Below are 23,111 nucleotides of genomic sequence, written 5' to 3' on the forward strand. Positions count from 1 at the left end.
CTCAGCGCATCCCCCGGTTCTGATAGGCGAACACCGCACCCCCGATCGCGCCGATCCCGACGCCGAGGCCGCCGCCGAGCAGCGCCGGCGAGAGCGGGAACGACGCCATCGAGACCGCCGTGTTCGTCTCGTCGTACTGCTGGGCGATCTCGTCGGTGAGCGCGCCGATCGGCTGGCTGTCGGCGGCGGACTCCTGTGCGACCCCGGTCGTCGCGAGCACGCCGCCCAGCAGGACGAGCCCGACCGCGACCAGCACCGTCGCCCCGCGCGTGCGGTCGACTCCCTTCACGGCGTCACCCCCGCCGCGTGCTCGGCCGCGAGGTCCTCGATCTCTGCCAGCCGGGAGATGTCCTCGCGCGCGAACGTCAACAGCGTCGTGAACGACGCGAGGTTCCGCTTCGTCAGCGTCATCCCGATGTTGACCTCCGGGCAGTAGGAGTCGAGCAGCCCGCGGATCACCGACACCTGGATCCGGTAGTCGTCGTCAACGAGGTACGGCGCGGGCGCGCGAACTTGTCCGATCGCCTTGACCGCGTCCGTCGGGTTCACGTCCTCGACGCTGCGTTTCGAGACGGCCAGTCGCGAGAGCGTCGCCCCGTCGACCGACTTGCGCCCGACGAACGGAAGCAGATAGCCGGGAAGCGAACGCGTCATCGTGACCGACCGCCCGAGCGTCGCGTAGCCGACGCCGCCGTCGTCGAGCGTGAGCGACGTGACAACGTCCTGCAGGTCGATCACGGGCGCGTCGAGGTCGTCGTACTCACCGGGGTTGATCCGTTCGAGGATCGGGCCGGAAATGAGGTCGACGATCGCCGAAGCGGCGTAGTCGTTGTACTCGTTGAACCGGCCCTCCGCGGCGTCCTCGTACGCGAGCCGCTGGTTGTCGATGAGGATCACCCCGTCGACGTGTTCCTCCAGTCTGTCGAGCCCGTACATCGCGTTCGTCGCCTGGCGGGTGGCGCTCGGGCCGTCGTCGCCGGTCACCGTTCCCGCGGTGTTGGGGAGGACCGCGACGGCGATGATGTCCGTCGACGAGCCGCCGTACTCGCGGATCGCCTCCGCGAGGTGTGGCGCGATCCCGCACCCGGTGCCCCCGCCCAGCCCGAGGAACAGGAACGCGAAGGGCGGCGTGCCGTCGCCGAATCGCTCCTCGTAGGCGTCTACTAACTGGGGCTGCTGTCCCGAGAGCGCGGCATCGGCCTTCTCCGGGTCCCTGCCGAACCCGCCTGTTACCTCCTCCTCGAACCCCGCCGTAGTGCCGGGTACGAGCCCACTCCCCTCGGAGACCCCGTACCACGCCTCCCGTTCGATGTTCGAGAGGTTCTGGAGGTCCCGTATCGTCGAGTTGAACGCGACTGGCGTAGCCAGTTGGGCGACACGCTGGTGGTCGAACACCGCATCCACCAGCGAACACCCGGCCTGACCGGCGCCGACAAAGAGATATGGCATTGTCTACCTGACCCGGACTTTTGGTAAGGCCAACATAACTCTACCGTCACATGTACGCTTTGCGATAACTGGAACCGGGGGTCACCCGCGGAGCCGTCTAAGCATCACGCTGTACTCGTTCCGTTCGTACAGCGCCTCGACTCGGTCGAGCAAGTCGTCGGCCGCCGAGGCGATCCCCCGTGCGCGCCCCTGCTCTCCGGCCGAGAGCGCCTCGCGTGCGTGCTCCTCCATCGTCTCCGTCAACGACAGGAAGAACATCGGGATGCTGTGGTTGTGGTCGGTTCGCGAGTCGACGTACCGAGTGCGGATCTCCTGTCTGCGCTCGTCGAGCGCGTCGACCGCTGCGCCGGCATCGCCGACGGCCGTGCCGGCGTCGTCGCCCGTCACGTCCCCACCAACCGCGCCTCCGCCCACGGAACCGTCGGCGGCCGTCACGTCCGTGTCGGCCCCGCCCCCGGTCGTCCCCGATTCGAGCAGCGGGAGCAAATCGCGCTCGTAGAAGGCGACCTCCTCGCGGACCGCGTACGGGACGACGGCGTTGCTCGCGTCGGCGCGGTCCAGCATCGCCTCGAGGCGATCGACGCGGTCGCCGAGGGCGTCCGCGACGGGGCCGTCGATCCCGGACACCGTCTCCCCGAGCGACCGGACCCGAGCGGCGACGTCTTCGGCGTCGACATCGGCGGTGAGGTTCCGCACGGTCGCGGCCTCGTTGAGCGCGTCGACGCCCTCGCGAAGCGCGTCGGCGACCTCCTCGGGGTCGTCGCTGGCGACGCCGTCGAGCAGGTCCCGTGCCGGCTCACACTCGGCGCGGTTGTTCGCGCGGACCCGTCGCGCCGCCTCCGATCCCGGCGCGCCGTCGGCGACGGAACCGGAGTCGGCGTCCGTGGCGGCCTCCGCGAGGAGTTCGACCCGCTCGGCCAGCGTCGCGTCCCGCCGCGGCTGTGGGCCGTCGATCCGCCCGAGCGCGCGATCGACGACGACGCGCGCGTCCTCGACCTCCGTCGCCGCCGCGTCGCCGTCGACGCCGGCGGCCTCGGCCATCCGGGCCACGCCCGCCGCGAGGTCGTCGTCGACGCCAGTCAGTCGGCCCGCGGTCCGCTCGGGGTCCTCGGGTTCGATCGCCCGGTCGATGTCGTCGGCCGCCTCGAGCCTGTCGACCGCGTCCGAGAGCGCCTCGCGGACCGCTCCCTCCCCCGTCGCCGACGGGGTCGCGAGCGCGTCGAGCAGCGACGCGGCCCGGTGGCCGCTCGGTCGCTTCGATCGGGACACGTCGTCGGCGACGGTCGCGACGACGCCGTCGCCCTCTGAGCCGCCCCCGCCCTGCCCTCCCGAGACGGGCCGATCGATGCTGAGGCGTCCACGCTCGACCAGCATCGCGAGTTCCCGTGCCTTGTCGGCGGGCGGGGCGTCGTTCTCGACGCGGCCGTCGGGGCCGGCGATGTCGGCGGCCGCCGCGAGGCGGTCAAGCGACTCCTCGAGTTCGCCGAGCGTCCGCTTTACGTCGCCCTCGGTCGGCCGCGAGCCGAGGCGATCCGCGATCGCCTCGATGTCGGGTTCCTCCGAGCCGCCGAACAGCCCCATGAACACGGCCGCGATTGGTGGTCCCGACATTGGTCACAGCATGTTGGACCGGCCGAGGCAGTCGAACAACGGCTGCACCTCGTTCCACACGTCGCGGATGTCCTCCGCCTGCACGCTCTGGCCCTCGTCCTTCAGGCGCTTGGCGTGCTCGTACATCGACTCCAGCGACGGCATCCGTGGGTTCCACAGGGTCCCCCACATGAACACGTCGTCGAGGTACGGGATGACGAGCTGGTTCAGCTGCACGTCGACGGTCTCGACGCCCGAGCGCGAGCCGGCGTCGAGGAACTCGTCGCCGTTGAGGATCTCCTGAAGCGTCCCGTCGGTTACGAACTCGGAGACGTCCGACATCTGCTCCTCCGGCCCGTAGATCATGAAGTTGCCGCCCCACGCCGTCGAAGGGTCGAAGTCGGCGAGCCGGTTCTGCAACAGCGTGTTGCGCGTGAGCAGTTCGAGGCTCGACCGCGAGATGTCGTCCGATCGAAGCCGGCCCAGCGCCGGCGCGAGCACGACCGCCGGGCGCTCCTCGGGCGCCATGTCGTGCGGATACTTGTCCTCGACCAGCCGGAAGCTGTCGGCCACGTCGAAGACGCTCCCGCGGATGCTCATCGTCGCATCGCGGTCGGTGAGTTGCGGCGTCGACGACATCGTGAACGCCTCCAGGAACGCCACCAGCGGCTTGTTGAGGTCCGCGAACTCCGGCGGGTTGTACTGGTCGATCCCCTCGATACGCGGCTCGATGTCGGTGCTCGCACGGCGCAGGTGGTCGTTGTTGAACGGGATGATCGCGTCGGCCGACCGCGAGATGCGCGACAGGCCGATCACGCCGTTCGTCTTCGCACGGCCGCCCACCGCGGATTGCTGTCCGCCCTCCGAGGGAATGACGACGGAGCTGAGGATCGCCTGATCGATGACGAGTCCCGACTCCTGGACCTCCTCGCGGAGCTTCTCGGCGATGACCGGCGTCGCCCCGCAGCCGGTGCCCTTCGTGACGCTGTGGACAAGCATCACTGCCTGCGCGTCGCGGATGTCCTGGCTCGTCATGTCCCAGCGGTCGCGGAAGGGGTTGCTCCCCTCGGCGAAGTCGGCGGCCGCCACCTTCGCGCCGTTGCTCCAGCGGTATCCCATCCCGCTGTAGCCGTGCTTGCCGAACCCGATGATCGAGTTCGACAGGAGGTCGTTGCGGGAGTACTCCTTCAGCTCCTTGGTGTAGTAGGTCTGCTCCAACTCCGCGATGTTGGTGTTGAGCAGGCCGTAGCCCGCCAGGCCGCCCTGCCAGATGCGGGCGCGGTCCTCGTGGTTGCGCGCGAGCGTGTCCCGACGCATCAACACCGCGTCGACGATGTTGTTGCCGGCGCCGCCGATCCCGATGAGGAACCACTTGCGGCCGTACATCTCGCCGTCGTCGTCCATCGACACCGGACCCAGGTCCTCGGCGCCGCCCAGGTCGGGCGGGGCGTCGTCGTCGCCGGCGGGGGTATCAGGACCGCCAGCTCCGGCGGCTCCGTCGCCGTCCTCGCCCGCGCCCTCCTCGAAGAGGTGGGCGAACCGGTCGCCGTAGATGGCCCGAACCGACGGCTGCGCGTCGCCGTGGGCGTTCAGAACGTGTTCCTCGATGCTATCCTCCTCCCAGTCCGCCGGTGCGGTAAAACAGATCTCGCAGGATTCGGTCATTTTGTAGTCTCTATGGATGCGGTTACGTGTACTTTTCGCGGAAGCGACGGTGCGCCGCCGACATGGATCGCTCGATCGACTCGCCCTCGGCCGGGGTGAACTCGATGAATCCCGGTGGTTCGGGGCTCTGGAGGTCGACGGCCTCGAACAGATCGGACTGTCGACCGGCGAACCGCTCGACGTTGACGAGCACGTCCCGCGTCGCGACCGCCTCCGGGAGGTCCTCCAGCCGGAACTGAACGATCCGGTCGTCGCCGTCGGCGACGCGCTCGAACTCGCGGAAGGCGTACAACACGCCGTCGACGACCTCCTCCGGCGGTGCGACGCGAACCGACTCCCGACCCGAGCCAGTCTCGACCGCGTCGGACTGATTCGATGTGCCGGCCGTGTCGCCGGCGGTGTCCGAGGAGGCGTCGTTCGCGGCCTCCACGTCGCTGGACGCCCCCGTCTCGGCCGCTACGCCGTCGTACGTGAACGTGATCCGACCGCCGCCGGCGTCCATGGTTGCGTCGACGCCGTCGTATCCGGCCCGGATGGCGGGAACGATCGCCTCGATGTATTCGTCGGGCGTCTCCGTCGGGATCGAAACCGTGGCGTGGCGGGCGTCGATCGTCGCCTCCAGCGTCGACAACAGTTCCGCCGTCGTGACGAGCATCGCGGCCCGCTCCGCGGCGTCCTCGGCGGTCGACAGGGCGTCGTCGAACTGGCAGTCGTGCAGCGACTCGCGCGCGCTGTCGAGCTCCGAGCGCACGTCGCGTGCGCCGGCGAGGTCTGGGTTCCGTCCGGCGACCAACACCTCGTCGATCCGATCGCGGAAGGGAACGTCCATCGCGTCGATCTGATCGTCCAGCGTCTCGAGCCGTGCCTCCGCGGTCGAGATCGCCTCCACGACGGGCGCCTCGCGCTCGCGAACGTGCGCACGGACTCGCTGTCGATGTTCGTCGACCGCCTCGATCGCCGCGGCGACGGCGCCGAACGAGTCGGCCGACCGCGTCAGCGACTCCAGCTCCTCGTCGACGTGATCGAGGTGGACCGCGTCCGCGCCGCCGGGGATCGACACTTCGCGATGCTTCGTGGGGAGGTTGACCGTCCGATAGCGCTCGCCGTACTCCGAGCGGACGACGAACTCCCCGTACTCGGTTCGGATCCCGCTGGCGAGTGCCTGACGAAGCCGGTCTGTGAGCTCCCCGATCCGGGCCTCAGGATCGAGTCCGTCGATCTCGGATTCGACACCGGCGCGGGCCGCCTGCGCGGCCTCGCCGTCGGACATCGTCCGTATCTCGTCGATGTCGTCCTCGATTCCGTCCAACCGGGTACGGAACTCCTCGGCGCCCTCGCGAACGTCGCGAACGCCGCCGGGGGCGACGTTCGAGAGCGTCTCGAGCCCCTCGAACCGAGCGTCGAAGGCGGTGTCGAACGCCGACCGCTTGTTCGCGAGATCGGCCTCCAGACGCCCGAGGTCGTCCCCGGTCTCCTCGAGCACCACCTCGTTCCACGGATACGTCGCGACCGCGAACAGCTGCAGGGCGGCCGCGCACACCGGAACGGCGTAGAACGCGGCGAGCTGGACGAGCGGGACGTCGGCCGAGGTCAGCGGCGCGTACACGCCGAAGAACAGCGCGAAGAACAGCACCGCCGAGAGCGTTGCCGCCCCGTAGGCGGCCTCGCGGTGCTCGACGAGCAACATCGCGCCGCCCTGGGCCGCCCACGCCAGCGCGATGAGCAGGAACAGCCCCATCACGACCGCCGAACTGTCCTTGAACACCACCGCCGCCTCGAACAGCACGGGGATCGACAACACCGGATCCGCGATGGGCGTGAGCCCCGCCGAGTTCGACGTGTAGCCGAACAGCGCCAACAACGTCTGCACGAGCGCGATCACGAGGGGGATCCCTGCGGCCCCCCACGCGACCGTTTGCCCGTGCGCGGTTCTAGACATGTACTACCAGCCACACACGGGCACACGTATAAAACAGTTGACCGTATTTTTCGGATCTGAGAGTTGAGAGGAAACCTGTTTTTACCGGCACGTCCCCTCGATATCGCTCGAATTTCCTCTGAGTAGGCGTGTACTACCGGATCTCTTTCCCCTGATAGTGGAGGTTCGAAACCGCCGTGTGATAGGTTCCTCATCCGGGGTGAACGTTATGTCACCCCGGGTACACCCTCCGGCGATGCCAGCCAGTTTCCGTGTCAGCGTGTCGACGGCGTGGTCGGAGGAGACGTATGAGTAGCAGTCCGGTCAACCGTGCGATCACCGACGAGTTCGACGTCCGTCTCGTCGGGGTCGCCGACGACGTCGAGTCGACCGACGGCGGGCTGTTCAACGACGAGGAGCCCGCCACCGCGACGGTGCTGTTCTTCGAGGTGGAGAACGTCGGCGACGAGCCGGTCGAGTGGTGGTACGACGAACACGACGTGCTCGACGAGGAGCGATACCAGTACGCCACCGACGACTCGATGGGAGTCGGTCTCGGCGGATCACAGTCCGTCGACTGGCTCCCGCCGCACTGGTACGCGAAGATCGAGATCAGACCCGGCGCTCGGGCGCGGTGTGTCACCGCGATCGCGGAGTTCCCGTCGGAGGCGACGATCGATCGCGTGTACTACGAGTACGACGATGTCGAGTACGAGCTCGCCGTGAACCGGGACGAACTCGAGTCCCCGCCGGTCTGAGCCCCGGCCACGGCGTCGGCGTCACCGACGGCGTTGACCAACCTGCAGAGAACGAGACTCCTTACTGTTCCAATACGGAAAGCCGAACAAACCGGCCGGACGGCGTACGCGGTCCCGTATGAAGATAGACTGGTACGCAGTCCTGACAGGGTTCGCAGTCGCGCTCGGGTTGAGCATCGTGCTATCGTTCGTAACGCCGCTGTCGGGGAATTCGGTGCTGCTGCTCGCGGCGCCGGGGCTGATCGGCGGCTTCGTCGCTGGGTACATGGTCTCGGGGGTTACTCCCGGTGCCATCCACGGCGGGCTCGCGACCGTCATCGGCGCGATCGCAGTGCTTGCTGTGTTGCTCGTGTTGCAGTCGCTTGCGGCTGGGCTGGTGACGGCGGCGATCACGCTGGTCTCGGGCGTGACCGCGCTGATCGCCCAGGCGATCCCGGGCGCCGCCGCGGGCGCCCTCGGCGGCTGGATGAAGGAACGGCGCGAGCCGGAGGCGACCGGAACGACGACGACGCGGTGAGCTCGTCAAGCTATCGGCGACGCTCCCGAGCGTCGGTCTGATTTCGACACCCCCCGCGGGAGATAATCGACTTCGTGATCGACGCCGCAAGCAACACACGTTGGTCGCGCCGACAACGCCAAGGGAGATCCGGACGCTACGAACAGCAAGGGATGTTTCGGTCGATCGTGCGAACGCGGGTCGGGAACGCGCTCCGGAGCCGGCTCCTCGTCCCGGCGGTCGTTGCGCTCGCCGCGACCGTCGGCGGCGTCGGGTACGGGATGGTCAACGACGACGTGGTGACCGCGGCCGGCTCGCTCGTGTTCCTCCCGAGCGCGCTGCTTCTGTTCGCGATCGCGACCCGCGACGAGATCGACGAGTCGACGAACGGACCCGAAGCCGGGAGCGACGAGTCGACGGACACCTCCGGGTGAGCGCGTAGGCCGTCCTGCGAGCCGTTGCCCGTATCTGCCAGCTACGTCGTCGACGCGAGACGAGCCGCAACGAGCCGGTCGACGTTGTACAGCACCACAGCCACCGACGCCAAGACCGTCGCCAGGTAGACGACGAGCTGTGGCGGACCCGACGCCGCGCCCCCGAGCGCCGCGCCGGCGAAGCCGACGACGACCAGTTCCGCCCAAGTGATGAACACGCGCGAGAGGAGGAACGTCCGCGTCGGGGAGCCTGACTCGACGGTCGGCGCGTCATCGTCCGCGGCGGAGGCGTCCTCGCGCATCGTCAGTACGCCTCCCCGGCGGATATCGGTCCGCTGAACGCCGAATAGAGGACGACGAAGTACGTCGCCACGAGCGGCAACAACAGCGCGGCGCCGATCGACATGAGATTCAACGGCAACGTCGAGACGATCGCCTCGCCGACGGTAAGGCCTGCGGCAGGGTCCATGCTCGGATACATGAGCAGCGCGACGACCGAGACGAGCCCGTACGTCAGCCCCGCGGCCGCCGCGAGAGCGGCGAGGTTCGCCCCGCGCCGAAGCGCGAGCGCGTACCCGCCCGCCAGCGCGACGGAGGCGACGACGAGCGCGATCACCGGCGCCGTCACCAGCGCGTCGACGCCGGCGGGAAGGCGAACTGCGAGGACGCCGAGGGTCACGACCACCGAGAGCAGGTACGCCGCGACAGCGCCGAGGCCGATCCGCCGCACCGACGCCGGAAGCGCGTCCGCGGCCTTCAAGCGGAGGAACGCGGCCCCGGAGACGACCGTCAGCGCCGTGACCGTGACCCCGACGACGATCCCGGCGAGGGTGAAAGAGCGAGGGCTGCCGACGAGCCAGTTGCCCGCGAACGCGCCGAGGAGAAACGGCGCGAGCACGCTCCCGGCGATGAACGAGCGGCCCCACCAGCGCTGCCAGCGCTCGTCGTGGCGCTGTTCGTACATCTCCGGCGCGAGCCCGCGGAGGATGAGCGCGCCGAGGATACCGAACATGAGGAGGTAGTGGCGGCTGAACAGGTTGGCGTACACGGCCGGGAACGCCGCGAACAGGGCCCCGCCGAAGACGACGAGCCAGACCTCGTTACCGTCCCAGAACGGACCGATCGCCGAGAGGACGGTCTCGCGCGCCTCGCCGTCCTCCAGCGTCGCAAAGATCGCGCCGGCGCCGAAGTCGAAGCCGTCGAGAAACAGGAACGTCCCCAACATGGCGAACACGAGGGCGAACCACAGCTCCGGCAGCGGCAGTCCGAACAACGGGCCCGCCGCGAGCGCCTCGACGCTAGTCATCGTCGCTCACCCCCGCGGGTGCCGCGTCCGACTCCGGCCGTCGGTCCGGAACCGAATCGAGGTCCGCCTCGTCCGGCGGTCCGCTCCGGATGAGCCGCACGATGACGTACGTGTACACCGCGAGGATCGCGGTGTAGACGGTGGCGAATCCCGACAGCGTGATCATCGCCTCGGTACCGGTCAGTCCCGGCGAGACCCCCTCGCTCGTCTTGAGCACGCCCTGAATCACCCACGGCTGTCGGCCGACCTCGGTGACGACCCACCCGAGCTCGACCGCGAGGATCCCGAGCAGGCTCGAAGCCATCAGCGACTTGTGGAGCAGCCCGTCCTCGAACAGTTCCCCGGTGTACCACCGGTAGCCGCCCCAGAACGCCAGGAGGATGAACCAAAAGCCCAGCCCGACCATCGCACGGAACGACCAGAACACGATGGCGACCGGCGGCGCCTCCGATTCGAAGGAGTTCAGTCCGCGGATCTCGGCGTTCGGGTTCCCCCCGCTCGCCAGCCAGGAGGCGCCGCCGGGGATCCCGATCCCGAACAGCTCCTTCGCGCGGGGATCGGTGATCTGGCTCAGGTCCGTCGGGATCGCGAAGATGTACTCCGGGACGTACGCCTCGGTGTCCCAGACGGCCTCCATCGCGGCGAACTTCTGCGGCTGCGTCTCGTAGACGTGGCGGGCGTACAGATCGCCGTGAAGCACTTGGAGGGGAGCGGTGAGCAGCAACGCGACAAGCGCGATCTTGAGGGTCTTCTGCCAGAACGCGACGTGCTCGACGGGATACCCCCAGACGTGGTGGCGGTAGACGTAGTACGCCGCGACGCCGGCCATGAACAGCGCGACCGATTCGACCGCGGCGTTTTGCATGTGGACGAACATGAACCCGAACCGCGGATTCAGGTACGCCGCGATCGGGTCGACGAGGTGAATGACCGGCTGCCCGTTCTCGGTGGCGACCTCGTAGCCTCGCGGGGTCTGCATCCACGAGTTCGCGATGAGGATCCAGACGGCCGACAGCCAGGTCCCGAGGCCCACCGCGACGCTGGAGATCATGTACAGGCGATCGGACACCCGCTCGCGCCCGAACACGAAGATGCCGAGGAACGTGGCCTCCAGCATGAACGCCATCATGCCCTCGACGGCGAGCGGCCCGCCGAACAACTCGCCCGCGGCCGTCGAGAACGCCGCGAAGTTCGTCCCGAACTCGAACTCCAACACGATCCCCGTCACCGTCCCGACAACGAACGAGATGGCGAAGATCTTGGTCCAGAAGCGTCGAAGCTGCTCGTACACCGGGTCGCCGCCGCGGATCTCGCGCCACGTGAAATAGATAAGAAACGGCGCGAGGCCCATACTCATCACCGGGAAGACGATGTGGACGATCGTCGTCAGGGCGAACTGGAGCCGGCTCGCGAGGACTGGATCTATCATTGTGCGTCCGTGTGCGAGTAGTTCACAGTCGACACGTCATGACACATAACAGTTTGTTCGGCACCGCCGATCGTCGAACCACCCGCAGGCCCACCGAACACCTCACGTCTCGATGACATCGTCCGTCCGTTCACGAACGGAGTACGGAGACCGACGAATCACACCCGCCGCTTGTTCCCAGTGTGTGGGAACCGTCCGACCTCGTGGACGCTCGAGCCTGTCGAGTCATCGCGTCTCGGCGACTCCGACGACACGATCGGAACGATATCGTTTCCAGTCACTTCGATCGACCCGTCCCAACTCCAGAGGGCTGACCGCCAAAGACGAGGTTCAAACGACGTTCAAACGAGCAGTTGCACGTCAGATTCCGCCATGTGCTGGAGCGCGGTGGCCGCGCCGACGCCGGTGACCACCTCGTCGTAGAAGTCGTCCTCGTCGTAGTCCATCAGGTCGATCGTCATCTGACACGCCTGCAGCTCGACCCCCTGTTCGAGCGAGACCTCGACGAGTTCCTCGATGGTGGCGGTCCCGTTGTCGTCGATCCGCCGCTCCATCAGTTTCGTCGCCATGCGATCCATTCCGGGCAGGGCCGCCAGCGCGTTCGGCATCGGCATGTTCGGGTTGCCGACGGCAGACAGCTGGAGGCTCTTGGAGTTCTCCTCGTGGAGGATGTCCAGTCCCCAGAAGGTGTGGAACACGACGACCTCCCAACCGAAGGCGGCCGCGGTCGACGCCAGAATGAGCGGCGGATACGCCATGTCGAAGGTCCCCTTCGTGGCGATAATGGTCAGCTTCTTCGGGCCGTCGTCGGCGTCGGCCTCCAGCCGCGCGACAGAATCTTCAAGCTCTTCGACGCGTGCTCGAAGTTTCGCCTCGGTCAGCTCCTCCGCGTCGGCTTCGGCGTCGCCGGCGGCCGAGGATTCGGGAGTGTCGGCGCTCATCTTACGCGGTTTTCCGAACGTAGTGTCTGAACTCGTCGCCGTCGTCGATCTGATCGAGCAGGTCGACGCCGTCGGTCCCGGCGGCCCACCCGTCGATGTCGCTCATGCTGCCGGGGTCGGTCGCAACCACTTCGAGGGTATCGCCCTCGTCGATTCCGTCCACGGCTGACTTCGTCTTCACGACGGGCATCGGGCACGATTCGCCTGTCACGTCGAGCGTCTCGGTAACGTCGTATGTGTCGTTCATTGGGAAATCGCTCCGGTACTATATTGGAGCTATTACACAATATTGGTTCCTGGCTTAAAATCATATCGGTCCCGATAACTCGAGATCGGAGAACTGTTGTGTCGATTATTCGAGGTAGATAGTAGGTTTTGCGTATCGGATTCGTAATCGTCTCCGAGATCCGCCGCCGGAGTAGTATTGTGTATGTTGAGATATTCTATCCGAACTCTTATGCCTGTCCCCCGAGTACTGAGCGGTGTTACGATGAATCCCGACGATTTCCCGACGCCCGACGCGGACGCCGATATCGTCCCTCCCGAGTCGCTGAAGAGCCGGATCGACGCCGGCGAGGAGAGTACGCTGCTGGACGTGCGGATGACCTCCGAGTACGAGGAGTGGAAGATCGCCGGCGAGACCGTCGAGTCGATCAACGTCCCCTACTTCGAGTTCTTGGACGACGAGATCGACGACGACGTCCTCGACCGGATCCCCGACGACCGGGAGGTGACCGTTGTGTGCGCGAAGGGCGGCGCCAGCGAGTTCGTCGCCGGGACGCTCCTCGATCACGGGTACGACGTGAACAACCTGGAGGACGGAATGAACGGCTGGGCGCGCATCTACGAGCGCACGGCGGTCACGAACTACGACGGCCCCGGAACGCTGTATCAGTATCACCGACCCTCCTCGGGCTGTCTCGGATACCTGCTCGTCGACGGCGACGAGGCGGCCGTCGTCGATCCGCTGCGCGCGTTCACCGATCGTTACCTCGACGACGCCGAGGAACTCGGCGCAGAACTGATCTACGCCCTCGATACGCACGTCCACGCCGACCACATCTCGGGGGTGCGAGCGCTCAACGGCGAAGGAGTCGAGGGCGTCGTTCCTGAGCCCGCGGTCGACCGCGGGATCACTTACGCCGACGAACTGACGACGGCAGTCGACGGCGACGAGTTCGCGGTCGGCGACGCGACGATCGAGGCGATGCACACGCCCGGACACACCAGCGGCATGACCTCCTACCTGCTCGGCGGGAGCCTGCTCGCGACCGGCGACGGGCTGTTCATCGAGAGCGTCGCCCGCCCCGACCTCGAAGCGGGAGACGAGGGCGCCGAGGACGCCGCTCGGATGCTCTATGAGTCGTTGCAGGAACGCGTGCTGAGGCTGCCCGACGGGACGCTCATCGGCGGCGCCCACGTCAGCGACAGTGCGGTTCCCGCGGAGGACGGCACGTACACCGCGCCCATCGTCGACCTGACGGATCGAATGGACGCGCTCTCGATGGACAAGGATGAGTTCGTGGAGACGGTGCTGGCGGACATGCCACCGCGTCCCGCCAACTACGAGGAAATCATCGCGACCAACCTCGGCCAGCGAACCGCCGACGACGAGGAGGCGTTCACCCTCGAACTCGGCCCCAACAACTGCGCCGCCAGCCAGGAATCCCTGGCGGACGATTAACGAACACACGCAATGGTACTCGATCCACTTCCGCTGCAGGTGTTCGCCGAGTACTTCCCGAACGGGATCGGCCGATACGCCGTCGGCGGCCTGTTCGTTGGACTCGGCGCCGGTATCATCTACCTCGGCACCGGCATCAGTGCCGGCGCGAGCACGTTTCTCGAATCGACGCTGTCGTACGCATCGGGGCGATCCCGGTTCCAGCAATACGTCTCCTCGCGTGACTGGCGAGTAGTGTTCGCAGCCAGCATCGTCGCCGGGGCGGCGATCTACTCGCTGACCCTCGGTGACGGCTTCCGATACTCCACCGACGTGCAGGTGTGGCGCCTGTTCGTCGGCGGAATTCTCGTCGGCGTCGGCACCCGCGTCGGGAAGGGCTGTACGTCCGGTCACGGTATCTGCGGCGTCGGATCCGCCTCGCGTACGTCGCTCGTCGGCGTCGCGACGTTCCTGCTCGTCGCGATCGGCGTCGCCCAACTCGTCGCCGCGATCGGGGTGAGTCCCTGATGGCCGACACCGACCGCCACCCATTGTTCATGCCGCTGATCGCGCTCGGCGGACTCGTTTTCGGGTTCGGCCTCGGCTTCAGTCACATGGCACGGCCGGAGGTCGTGCTGGACTTCCTCCAGTTCGAGGACATCGGACTGCTGTTCGTCATGTTCGGCGGCGCGCTCGTCTCGGGGACGGCGTACTTCCTCGCGCCGAAGCTGCTCGACGGGCCGGCGCTGACGAACCGCAGGTTCGAGCGGCGGCTGAAGTCGTTCGACAATAACGTGCTCGTCGGGGGCGCCGTCTTCGGCGTCGGGTGGGGTCTCTCGGGGATCTGCCCTGGCGCCGCCTACGCCAGCCTCGGGGTCGGCAATCTACCGATCCTGTGGGCGATCGCCGGGATGTTCATCGGCGCGTACGCCCAGGGACTGTGGCGCAGTCGCGACGACGCGAGCGACGCGTCGCCCGCGGGCACCGACTGATCGGTTCCGTTCTCGGCAGGTATCGGTTCTCGTGGTCGTCACCGACGGGAACGCGTCGTTGTCACCGACGGACGCGACTCGCGACGGTAGCCGCCATGACCAGCGCCCCGTCGTCGTCGACCAGCTCGACCCGTCCCGATCCGGTCAACACCGCACGGAACTCGGGAGCGGGCGAGATGTCGTACTCCTCGGGCGTCCCGTAGTTCGCGGCGATCACCCACGTCCGGGCCAGCATCGAGGAGCCGCCGCTCGCGCTCCCGTCCTCCTCCACGGTCACGGTGAATCAGCCTCCATGCGGTCGTGGATCGGGCCCTCGCGATCGGCGAGATGGCCGGGATCGCGGTCGTTCGCGACCGCGAGCAGCTCGGCGACGATGCTGTATGCGATCTGGTAGGGACTGTCGCCGCCGAGGTTCACGCCGATCGGGGTGTAGATGCGGTCGAGTTCGTCGTCACCGAAGGTTCGCCCCTCCTCGGCGAACGCCTCGCGCATCTCCTCGAACCGCTTCCGGGGTCCCATCAACCCGACGTACGCCACCGGCGTAGACAACAGCGCGTCGAGGGTGAGGCGATCGTCGACGAAGTTGTGGGTCATCACGACCGCGTACGTGTCGTCATCCCACGCACGAAGATCGGCCACGTCACGGGGACTGGCCGAGACGACCTCGTCCGCCCCGGAGACGCGAGCGTCGTCGACCTGTCCGCCCCGGAACGCGACGACCGTCACCCGGAAGTCGACGAGTTTCGCGAGTTCGACGACCGGTCGCACGTCGTGGCCCGCGCCGAACACGACCACCTCGGGCGGAGGACGAACCGCGTCGACGAACACCTCGACCTCCCCGTCGGGCGTGTCGACGCTTCTGATATCGCTGCCGCCCTCGGAGAGGAGTCGCTCGGCGTCCGCGCGGATCGCGTCGGCGATTCCCGATGGCAACTCCCCTTCGAAGGAGCCGCCGGTGTAGACGCTCCGCGTCGCTGTCGGAAGCGGGCCGTCGACGACCGTCGCCGTCGCGACCGGTTCCCCGCGCTCTCGGGCAGCGACAACGGGCTCGTACTCGTCGCCCAGCGGTTCGAGGAGGACCGTGATCACCCCGTTACAGCCGACACCCATACCCCACACGTCATCGTCGCCGGTCAGATCCCACGTCTCGACGCGCGCCGCTCCCGCCGCCAGCACGTCGCGTGCGAGGTCGCGGACCTCGTCCTCAAGGCAGCCGGCGGTGATGCTTCCCGCGCCGCCGTCCGGACGGATCAGCATCTTCGCGCCGGGGCGTCGATACGCGCTCCCCTCGACGGCGATGACGGTCGCGAGGACGGCGTCGTCGCCGGCTTCGAGGGCGGCGCCGATCCGGTCGAACAGCTCCGTCTCCGGGAGGCTCCACTCGTTCGTATTCATGGTCATGCAGTGTCTCGACGGGCCCGCCCGACCCCCCGTCGTGGGTCGTATTCGTAGCCGATACGCCCGCCCAGTCCGTGGCGACGGAGTTGCCGGCCGACCTCCACGAGGTCGGCGGCGGTGCCGAACGCGAACAGCCCGTCCACGAACGGTCGCGCACGCGACATCCCGCGCGCTGTCGGCTCGTACGTCGACGACGCCGCCAGCGGGTTGAGCCAGACGATCCCGGCGGTCCGTCGCGAGAGCGTCGCGAGGACGCGAGAGAGTTCGTCCGCGTCGCCCATCTCCAGCCCGTCGCTCACGACGAACACGACCGTTCGTCGGTCGAACGCTTCCGGGGCTGTCTCGAGGATCTCGCCGATCGAGGCGCCGATCCGGGTCCCGCCGCCCCACTCGGTTTCGGCGCGTTCGAGCGCGGCCAGCGCCGCCCCGGGCGTGGGCTCGTCGAAGGCGGCCGACACTTCCCGAGCTGTCTCGTCGAAGAAGACGATCCGGCAGTGCCGCCATTCGGCCTTTGCGCGCCTGAGCGTCGCGAGCAGGACCGACCGATCGACCGTGTCGAGCACCGACCGGCTCACGTCGACAAGCCAGACGGCCCGAACGTCGTTCGGAACACGCTCGCGCTTCGGGAGCGACACGACGGTCCCGCCCGTCCCGACGCTCGTCCGAAGCGAGCGACGGACGTCGACACGCTCGTCGCCGGGGCGCCACCGGCGACCGCGAAGTGACTCCAACCCACGGGTCAACTCCGCGACCGCCTCACCCACCTCCGGCTCGGCGTCGACGGCGCCCGACACCGGATCCGGACTGCCCGTCGGGCTGTACCACGCGCGATCGACGCGTTCGGCGTCGTCGTCATCGTCGCCGTCAGCGCCCGAAACGGTCGCTCCGAGCGATGCCCTTGCGACGGCCGAGGGATCGGGGTCCACGTCGCCGGCGGTGTCCGCGGCCGCCCCGGTCGCGTCAGCGTCCGGGTCCTCAGCAGGGGCACCCTCGCCCATCGGCGCCAGCGCCCCCTCGGGACCGTCCTCCGCCGCCGTCCGGGGCGCCGGCCCTGCGGGGTTGAGGCCGGCTGTGAGCCGACGCCAGAACTCGCGAAACTGACGGTCGAACGTCTCGATCGACTCGGGGTCGGAGACGAGACACGCCCGGAGCGCCGCCCGCGCGGTCCCCTCGTCGTCGAACCCGACCTCGACGAGCGCGCGGGCCGCGGTCGTCCCCGCGTTTGCCGGAACCGCCACTCCCGCGCGCCGGAGCGCCCGGACGAAGCGGACGAGTTCCTCGCGCACGTGGTCCCGGGCGGCGCGGAACGCCGGCGTGTCCCCCGAACCGAACTCCGGACCCTCGTCAACGCGGTCCGCGTCGGTCCCGTCGAAACCACCGTCGTCGTCGGGAATCACGTGGTCACCTCCGCTCGAGCGTCGGCGGCGGCCTCGACGAGCGTCTCGAGCAGCGACTCGTCGACGCGCTCGATGTCCTCGACTTCCTTGAGCAGGCAGCCGAGCGTCTCCTCGACCTCCTCGGGCGTCAGCGGCTCGGTGTCGTCGTTCCGGAGCGCGGCGACGGCGCGGGCCCAGTCGATCGTCTCGGCGGCACCCGGGGGCTTGCGCAGCGGCTCCTCCCGGATGCGCGCGGCCATCGCGCACAGTTCGGCGGCGACGGCGCCGTCCAGCTCGGGCACCTTCCGTTCGAGGATGGCTCGCTCCTTCTCCATGGACGGCGGCGAGACGTGGAGGAACAGACAGCGGCGCTTGAGTGCGTCGCTCAGCGACCGGGTCCGGTTCGAGGTGATGATCACGACCGGCGGCGTCTCCGCGCTGATCGTGCCGAGTTCGGGCACGGACACCTGAAAGTCGCTCAGTACCTCCAACAGCAGCGCCTCGAACTCCTCGTCGGCCCGGTCGACCTCGTCGATCAGCAGGACCGGCGGCGTGTCGCCGTCGCCACGCAGCGCGCGCAACAGCGGCCGTTCGAGCAGGTACTCCTCCGCGAACACCGAGGCGTCGTCGTCGCCCGACTGCACCGCGAGCAGTTGTTTCGTGTAGTTCCACTCGTACAGCGCGCTCTCGGCGGTCAGCCCCTCGTAACACTGCAGTCGCACGAGGTCGGTGTCGAAGCCCGCCGCGAGCACCTTCGCCAACTCCGTCTTGCCCGCGCCGGGCTCTCCCTCCACGAGGAGCGGCTTGCCCAACCGGAGCGCGAGCAACACGGTCGTCACGACGTCGTCCTCGGCGACATACGACTGTTCGTCGAACAGCCCCCGAAGGCGCTCGTCGGTCACGTCGGCGAAGACCGTCGGCCGTCTCTCGCTCATCTGATATCGTGTTCGGAATACATGGTGAACTGGATGGCTGCGTGACCCCCGGCCCGCGTGCGTGCCCACGGTCGCGGACCGGGGTGAGCCACGTCAGTCGGCCGCCCGCGGCGTCGCCGTGTCGGCGGCCGCCGCGAGCGCACGTTTCGTGTACGCTTCGAGCAGCGTTGCGCGGAACTCCGCCGACGCCTGCAGGTCGCTCATCATCATCATCTCGTCGACCTCGTCGGTCGCGACCGACGCCGCCACCTCGACCGCGTCGTCGTCGAGCGTCGAGCCCACGAGGGCCTCCTCGACGGGTTCCAGCCGGACGCCGTGATCGAGCACGCCGTTTGCGCCGACGCGCGCGCCGGTGACGGTGTCACCGTCGGTCTCGATGAGCGCGGCGACGCCGACCATCGCGTACCCGGAGGAGGGCGACGGCTTCTTGGCGTACGCCCCCGCCGCGTCGGCGGCCGACGGGATCTCGACGCGCGTGACGAGTTCCCCGGGATCCAGCGCCGTGGCGTACATCCCGAAGAAGTAGTCGTCGATCGGGATCTCGCGTTCCCCGTCCGGCCCCTCGGCGACGACGGTCGCGTCCGACGCCAGCGCCGCCCCGGGGAGGTCGGAGGCCGGGTCCGCGTGCGCGAGGTTGCCGCCGACGGTGCCGCGGTTTCTGACCTGCTCGTCGCCGACCTGCTCCACCGCGGCGGTGAACGCCGGGGCGTGTTCGTGGGCGGCATCCACGTCGAGCAGGTCGCTGTAGGTCGTCATCGCGCCGATCGACAGCGTGTCGCCCTCGACGGAGACGCCGTGGAGCGCGTCGATCCCGCTCACGTCGATGAGCACGTCAGGGCTGGATAGCCCGCTTTTCATCGCCGGGAGCAGGCTGTGTCCGCCCGCGAGCAGTTCCGTCTCAGCGTCCGAGTGCTCGTCGAGCAACTCCAGCGCCTCGGGGACGCTCTCGGCCGCGTAGTAGTCGAACTCGTCGGGGAACATCAGCGCTCACCCCCGTCGGCCGCGTCGGCGTCCGGGTCGTCCATTGTGTCGGCATCTGCGCCGTCGACGGGTTCCCCTCCGTCGGCGGTCGCGCCCTCGTTGACGGCCTTCCAGACCCGCTCGGGCGTCATCGGCATCTCCACGCCCTCGACGCCGAAGGGCTCCAGCGCGTCCGTGACCGCGTTGACGACGGCTTGCGGCGCGGCGATGGTGCCGGCCTCGCCGACGCCTTTCACCCCGAGCGGGTTGTGCGGGCTCGGCGTGACGGTCGACTCGGTCGTCATCTCGGGGATGTGTTCGGCTTTCGGCACGGCGTAGTCCTGCAACGACCCCGTGACTAGCGTTCCGTTGTCGTCGTACTCGGCACCCTCGTACAGCGCCTGGCCGACGCCCTGCGCGATGCCGCCGTGGACCTGTCCCTCGACGATCTTGGGGTTGATCTGGTTGCCCACGTCGTCGACGGCGACGTACTTCTCGAAGGAGATCTCGCCGGTCTCGGGGTCGACCTCGACGATCGCGGCGTGCGTCCCGAACGGGAACACGAAGTTGTCCGGATCGTAGAAGGACGTGGCCTCCAGTCCCGGCTCCGTGTCCTCGGGCATGTCGTGAGCGAGGTACGACTGCGTCGCGACCTCCTGGATCGTCATGCCGCGCTCGGGCGCGCCGGCGACTGTGAACTCGCCCTCCGCGAACTCGATGTCCTCGGGGTCGGCCTCCAGCTGGTGGGCTGCGATCTCTTTCGCCTTGTCCACCACCTTCCGGGCGCTCATCACGAGCGAACTCCCGCCGACCGCGGCCGAGCGCGAGCCGTACGTCCCCATCCCGTGGGGGATCTCGTCGGTGTCGCCCTCGACGATCTCCACGTCGTCGTAGTCGACACCGAGCTCGTTGGCGACGATCTGCGCGTACGTCGTCGAGTGGCCCTGTCCGTGCCCCGACGTGCCACAGAAGGCGGTGACGGTGCCCGATGGGTGAAAGCGCACGACGCTCGACTCCCACAGCCCGGCCTGCGCGCCGAGCTGCCCGGCGAGTTCGGAGGGTGCGAGCCCACAGGCTTCGATGTAGCAGGAGAAGCCGATCCCGATGTAGCGACCCTCCTCGCGTGCCTCCTGTTGACGCTCGCGGAAGTTCTCGTAATCCAGGAGGTCCAGCGCCTCGTTCATCGGCTTCTCGTACTCGCCGCTGTCGTAGACGACGGCGACCTCCGTCTCGTAGGGGAACGCGTCGTCCGGGACGAAGTTCCGCTTCCGGAACTCCACCGGGTCCATCCCGATCTCGTTGGCCGCGCGGTTCATCAGCCGCTCGACGAGGAACGACGCCTCCGGGCGGCCGGCGCCGCGGTAGGCGTCCACCGGCGGAACGTTCGTGAACGCGCCGGTGACGTGGCCGTAGATCGCGGGGATGTCGTACTGGCCCGACAGGAGCGTGCCGTACAGGTACGTCGGCACCGCAGGCGCGAACGTAGAGAGGTACGCGCCGAGGTTGGCGCGAGTGTCGACCCGGAGGCCGATCACGTCGCCCTCGTCGTTCATCGCGATCTCCGCGTTTGTCTCGTGGCCGCGACCGGGCGCGTCCGTGAGGTACGTCTCCGAGCGCGTCGCCGTCCACTTGATCGGGCGTTCGAGGAGCTTCGAACACCACGAAACGAGCGCCTCGTCGCCGTAGTGGTGGATCTTCGAGCCGAACCCGCCGCCGACCTCCGGCGCCGTGATGCTGAGCTTGTGCTCGGGGTGGCCGATCACCCCCGACATGAGCAGGCGGTGAAGGTGGGGGTTCTGCGTCGTCATGAACACGTCCAGCTCGTCGGTCCCCGGGCTGTAGTCGGCGACCGCCGCCCGCGGCTCCATCGCGTTCGGGATCACGAGTTGGTTCGTGATGTCGATGCTCGTGGTGTGCGCGGCCGACTCGAACGCCTCGGCGGTCCTCTCCTCGTCGCCGATCTCCCAGTCGAACGCGACGTTGCTCTCGGCGTCGTCGTGGAGCTCCGGGGCGTCCTCGTCGAGCGCCTCGTCGGGGTTGGTCACCGCGTCGAGACGGTCGTAGTCCACGTCTACGGCCTTCGCCGCGTCGGCCGCCTGGTAGCGATCCTCCGCAACGACGACCGCGATGGCGTCGCCCTGATAGCGGACGTGGTCCTTCGCGAGGATCGGGTGAGAGACGTTGTTGAGGCTCGGGAGGAGCCAGCCCGTCGGTAGCTCGAAGGAGCCGCCACCGGGCGTGTCCTCGCGGTGGAGGTCGTCGTGGGTGTACACGCCGATCACGCCCGACATCTCCTCGGCCTCGCTCGTGTCCACGCCCTCGATTCGGGCGTGGCCGTATCGACTGCGCACGACCGACATGTGTGCCATATCGGCCAGCTGAATGTCGTCTGTGTACTCCGCGTCACCGGTGATGAGTGCCGGGTCCTCCCGTCGTTCGATGGCCGAGCCCAGGATGTCGGCCGCGGTCACCTCGTCGGGGTCGAGCGACTCGATGCTCATCGCGAGTCACCTCCGCCTGCGGTGTCGAACTCGTCCGCACAGCCACAGCCCCCCGGCGCGTCGCAGGCGTCGACGACCGTCCCGCCGTCGGTCGCGGGCCCGTCGCCGGCGCTGCCGCCCCCGTCTCGGGTGCCGCCGTCGGCGACGGCGCCCGATCCCATCGACTCGGCGGCGTTCTGGACGGCGTTGACGATGTTCTGATAGCCGGTGCATCGACAGAGGTTCCCCTCCAGCCCCTCGCGGATCTCCTCTCGCGTGGGGTTCGGGTTCTCCTTGAGGATCTCCACGGAGGTCATCATCATGCCGGGCGTGCAGTAGCCGCACTGGAGCCCGTGTTCCTCCTGGAACGCCCGCTGGATGGCGTGCATCTCGCCGCCATCCGAGAGTCCTTCGACGGTCGTGATCTCGGCGCCGTCGGCCTGGACCGCCAGCGCGGTGCAGGACTTGACCGCTTCGCCGTCCATCTCGACCGTACATGCGCCACAGAGGCTGCTCTCGCAGCCGATGTTCGTTCCCGTGTACCCCAGCTCGTCGCGCAGCGCGTGTGCGAGCAGGGTCCGTGCCTCGACCGTCAGGTCGTGTTCCGTGCCGTTGACCGTGAGTGTGATGTCGTGTTCCGTCATGAGGAGTCGGCGGAAGACCGCCCGAGTAGTCGATCGACGATACCCCTGTCCTCCCCCTCGTCGTCCTCGTCGGGGTCGGGTGTGTCCGCGTCCGACAGTTGGAGGTCGCGCAGCGTCGACTGTACCCCGGAGAAGAACCGCTTCACGATGCGGTTGGCGACGGGGTTGATGACGCGCTGGCCCATCCCGGCGACCTTGCCGAACACGTCGGCCTCCGTCTCCCACTCGACGGCGACGCCGCCGTCGTCCGTCTCGTGGAGTTCCATGCCGGAGGACATCTCGAAGGAGCTGTCGCCGGACGTTCCCTCTCCGGAGGCGTGCATCCGCGGCTGATCGCGCTCGTCGATACGCACTACCGTCTCGAAGGTCGGGTTCACCGGCCCGACGCTCACCTGTACCAGCCCGGCGTACCACTCGCCCTCGCGGAACGCCCGCTCGGCGATCGTCTCCGGGTCGCCCGTCAGTTCCTCCTCGCGCTCGCTCGCCCGCTCGGAGAGCTCCTCGAAGTCCACGTCGTCGCTCTCGACGTGTAACAGGAACTCACAGCCGGGGAGGGAGTCGGCGATCAACACCGGGTCCGACAGCGCGAGCCACACCTCCTCGACGGTCGTGTCCTCCAACTCGAAGGTGCCGTTGAAGTTCATCCGTTGTACCCTACCTCCGCCGTGTGCGTGTTA

The 23,111-nt window shown here is 68.2% G+C and carries 24 protein-coding genes; 6 read left to right on the forward strand and 18 right to left on the reverse strand.

Annotated features, from left to right (window positions below; genetic code table 11):
• Position 1: 1 nt before the first annotated feature.
• From K6T50_RS17955 to K6T50_RS17975, 5 genes are all read right to left on the reverse strand, one after another.
• Positions 2 to 289: a hypothetical protein gene (locus tag K6T50_RS17955; protein ID WP_222609216.1), complete on the reverse strand. Its 288-nt coding sequence runs from the start codon at positions 287 to 289 to the stop codon at positions 2 to 4.
• Positions 286 to 1,449, reverse strand: coding sequence for an FtsZ/tubulin family protein (locus K6T50_RS17960; protein WP_222609217.1), 1,164 nt, complete (start codon positions 1,447 to 1,449; stop codon positions 286 to 288). Before K6T50_RS17960 ends, K6T50_RS17955 begins: the two co-directional genes overlap by 4 nt.
• Before the next feature lie 81 nt (positions 1,450 to 1,530).
• Complete coding sequence (locus K6T50_RS17965; RefSeq protein WP_222609218.1) at positions 1,531 to 3,060, reverse strand: hypothetical protein; 1,530 nt, start codon at positions 3,058 to 3,060, stop codon at positions 1,531 to 1,533.
• Between the two features lie 3 nt (positions 3,061 to 3,063).
• Positions 3,064 to 4,704 (reverse strand): FtsZ/tubulin family protein, encoded by a 1,641-nt coding sequence (locus K6T50_RS17970; RefSeq protein ID WP_222609219.1) that lies wholly within the window; start codon positions 4,702 to 4,704, stop codon positions 3,064 to 3,066.
• A 22-nt stretch (positions 4,705 to 4,726) separates the two neighbouring features.
• Positions 4,727 to 6,643 carry a hypothetical protein gene (locus K6T50_RS17975; RefSeq protein WP_222609220.1) on the reverse strand — a complete coding sequence of 639 codons (1,917 nt, stop codon included), beginning with the start codon at positions 6,641 to 6,643 and terminating at the stop codon, positions 4,727 to 4,729.
• A 287-nt stretch (positions 6,644 to 6,930) separates the two neighbouring features.
• Here K6T50_RS17975 and K6T50_RS17980 point away from each other — a divergent pair, with 287 nt between their 5' ends.
• The 3 genes from K6T50_RS17980 (at position 6,931) to K6T50_RS17990 (ending at position 8,310) form a co-directional block, all read left to right on the forward strand.
• Positions 6,931 to 7,380 carry a hypothetical protein gene (locus K6T50_RS17980; protein ID WP_222609221.1) on the forward strand — a complete coding sequence of 150 codons (450 nt, stop codon included), beginning with the start codon at positions 6,931 to 6,933 and terminating at the stop codon, positions 7,378 to 7,380.
• 118 nt (positions 7,381 to 7,498) lie between these two features.
• On the forward strand, positions 7,499 to 7,897 hold the full coding sequence (locus K6T50_RS17985; RefSeq protein ID WP_222609222.1) for a DUF5518 domain-containing protein: 399 nt from the start codon (positions 7,499 to 7,501) through the stop codon (positions 7,895 to 7,897).
• A 167-nt stretch (positions 7,898 to 8,064) separates the two neighbouring features.
• Positions 8,065 to 8,310, forward strand: a complete 246-nt coding sequence (locus tag K6T50_RS17990) for a hypothetical protein (protein ID WP_225935460.1) — start codon at positions 8,065 to 8,067, stop codon at positions 8,308 to 8,310.
• 41 nt (positions 8,311 to 8,351) lie between these two features.
• Here K6T50_RS17990 and K6T50_RS17995 read toward each other — a convergent pair whose 3' ends face one another.
• The 5 genes from K6T50_RS17995 to K6T50_RS18015 all read right to left on the reverse strand — a co-directional run bounded on the left by K6T50_RS17995 (position 8,352) and on the right by K6T50_RS18015 (position 12,233).
• Positions 8,352 to 8,612 carry a hypothetical protein gene (locus K6T50_RS17995; RefSeq protein WP_222609223.1) on the reverse strand — a complete coding sequence of 87 codons (261 nt, stop codon included), beginning with the start codon at positions 8,610 to 8,612 and terminating at the stop codon, positions 8,352 to 8,354.
• A 2-nt stretch (positions 8,613 to 8,614) separates the two neighbouring features.
• The gene (locus K6T50_RS18000; RefSeq protein ID WP_222609224.1) at positions 8,615 to 9,616 is read right to left on the reverse strand and encodes a cytochrome d ubiquinol oxidase subunit II; all 1,002 of its coding nucleotides are present in this window, start codon (positions 9,614 to 9,616) and stop codon (positions 8,615 to 8,617) included.
• The gene (locus K6T50_RS18005; protein ID WP_222609225.1) at positions 9,609 to 11,045 is read right to left on the reverse strand and encodes a cytochrome ubiquinol oxidase subunit I; all 1,437 of its coding nucleotides are present in this window, start codon (positions 11,043 to 11,045) and stop codon (positions 9,609 to 9,611) included. The genes K6T50_RS18000 and K6T50_RS18005 overlap by 8 nt, the downstream gene beginning before the upstream one ends.
• Positions 11,046 to 11,386: 341 nt before the next feature.
• Positions 11,387 to 11,986, reverse strand: a complete 600-nt coding sequence (locus K6T50_RS18010; RefSeq protein ID WP_222609226.1) for a DsrE/DsrF/DrsH-like family protein — start codon at positions 11,984 to 11,986, stop codon at positions 11,387 to 11,389.
• Position 11,987: 1 nt separating this feature from the next.
• On the reverse strand, positions 11,988 to 12,233 hold the full coding sequence (locus K6T50_RS18015; protein ID WP_222609227.1) for a sulfurtransferase TusA family protein: 246 nt from the start codon (positions 12,231 to 12,233) through the stop codon (positions 11,988 to 11,990).
• 243 nt (positions 12,234 to 12,476) lie between these two features.
• Here K6T50_RS18015 and K6T50_RS18020 point away from each other — a divergent pair, with 243 nt between their 5' ends.
• Genes K6T50_RS18020 through K6T50_RS18030 form a run of 3 tightly spaced genes read left to right on the forward strand, consistent with a single transcriptional unit; the run spans position 12,477 to position 14,641 of the window.
• Positions 12,477 to 13,670: an MBL fold metallo-hydrolase gene (locus K6T50_RS18020; RefSeq protein WP_222609228.1), complete on the forward strand. Its 1,194-nt coding sequence runs from the start codon at positions 12,477 to 12,479 to the stop codon at positions 13,668 to 13,670.
• A 12-nt stretch (positions 13,671 to 13,682) separates the two neighbouring features.
• On the forward strand, positions 13,683 to 14,177 hold the full coding sequence (locus tag K6T50_RS18025; protein ID WP_222609229.1) for a YeeE/YedE family protein: 495 nt from the start codon (positions 13,683 to 13,685) through the stop codon (positions 14,175 to 14,177).
• Entirely contained in the window at positions 14,177 to 14,641 is a 465-nt protein-coding gene (locus K6T50_RS18030; protein WP_222609230.1) for a YeeE/YedE family protein, read from the forward strand. Before K6T50_RS18025 ends, K6T50_RS18030 begins: the two co-directional genes overlap by 1 nt.
• Positions 14,642 to 14,702: 61 nt before the next feature.
• Here K6T50_RS18030 and K6T50_RS18035 read toward each other — a convergent pair whose 3' ends face one another.
• From K6T50_RS18035 to K6T50_RS18070, 8 genes are all read right to left on the reverse strand, one after another.
• Entirely contained in the window at positions 14,703 to 14,918 is a 216-nt protein-coding gene (locus tag K6T50_RS18035; RefSeq protein WP_222609231.1) for a hypothetical protein, read from the reverse strand.
• Positions 14,915 to 16,036 carry an XdhC family protein gene (locus tag K6T50_RS18040; protein ID WP_222609569.1) on the reverse strand — a complete coding sequence of 374 codons (1,122 nt, stop codon included), beginning with the start codon at positions 16,034 to 16,036 and terminating at the stop codon, positions 14,915 to 14,917. Before K6T50_RS18040 ends, K6T50_RS18035 begins: the two co-directional genes overlap by 4 nt.
• 2 nt (positions 16,037 to 16,038) lie before the next feature.
• The gene (locus K6T50_RS18045; protein WP_225935461.1) at positions 16,039 to 17,436 is read right to left on the reverse strand and encodes a VWA domain-containing protein; all 1,398 of its coding nucleotides are present in this window, start codon (positions 17,434 to 17,436) and stop codon (positions 16,039 to 16,041) included.
• A complete protein-coding gene (locus tag K6T50_RS18050; RefSeq protein ID WP_222609232.1) occupies positions 17,433 to 18,350 on the reverse strand; it encodes an AAA family ATPase in 918 nt (305 codons plus the stop codon). The genes K6T50_RS18045 and K6T50_RS18050 overlap by 4 nt, the downstream gene beginning before the upstream one ends.
• Before the next feature lie 93 nt (positions 18,351 to 18,443).
• Positions 18,444 to 19,331 (reverse strand): FAD binding domain-containing protein, encoded by an 888-nt coding sequence (locus K6T50_RS18055; RefSeq protein WP_222609233.1) that lies wholly within the window; start codon positions 19,329 to 19,331, stop codon positions 18,444 to 18,446.
• Complete coding sequence (locus K6T50_RS18060) at positions 19,331 to 21,811, reverse strand: xanthine dehydrogenase family protein molybdopterin-binding subunit (RefSeq protein WP_222609234.1); 2,481 nt, start codon at positions 21,809 to 21,811, stop codon at positions 19,331 to 19,333. The genes K6T50_RS18055 and K6T50_RS18060 overlap by 1 nt, the downstream gene beginning before the upstream one ends.
• The gene (locus K6T50_RS18065; RefSeq protein ID WP_222609235.1) at positions 21,808 to 22,434 is read right to left on the reverse strand and encodes a (2Fe-2S)-binding protein; all 627 of its coding nucleotides are present in this window, start codon (positions 22,432 to 22,434) and stop codon (positions 21,808 to 21,810) included. Before K6T50_RS18065 ends, K6T50_RS18060 begins: the two co-directional genes overlap by 4 nt.
• Positions 22,431 to 23,078 carry an SRPBCC family protein gene (locus K6T50_RS18070; protein ID WP_222609236.1) on the reverse strand — a complete coding sequence of 216 codons (648 nt, stop codon included), beginning with the start codon at positions 23,076 to 23,078 and terminating at the stop codon, positions 22,431 to 22,433. The genes K6T50_RS18065 and K6T50_RS18070 overlap by 4 nt, the downstream gene beginning before the upstream one ends.
• Between the last annotated feature and the right edge of the window lie 33 nt (positions 23,079 to 23,111).

It is taken from the genome of Halobaculum magnesiiphilum (assembly GCF_019823105.1).
Taxonomy (GTDB): Archaea; Halobacteriota; Halobacteria; order Halobacteriales; family Haloferacaceae; genus Halobaculum; species Halobaculum magnesiiphilum.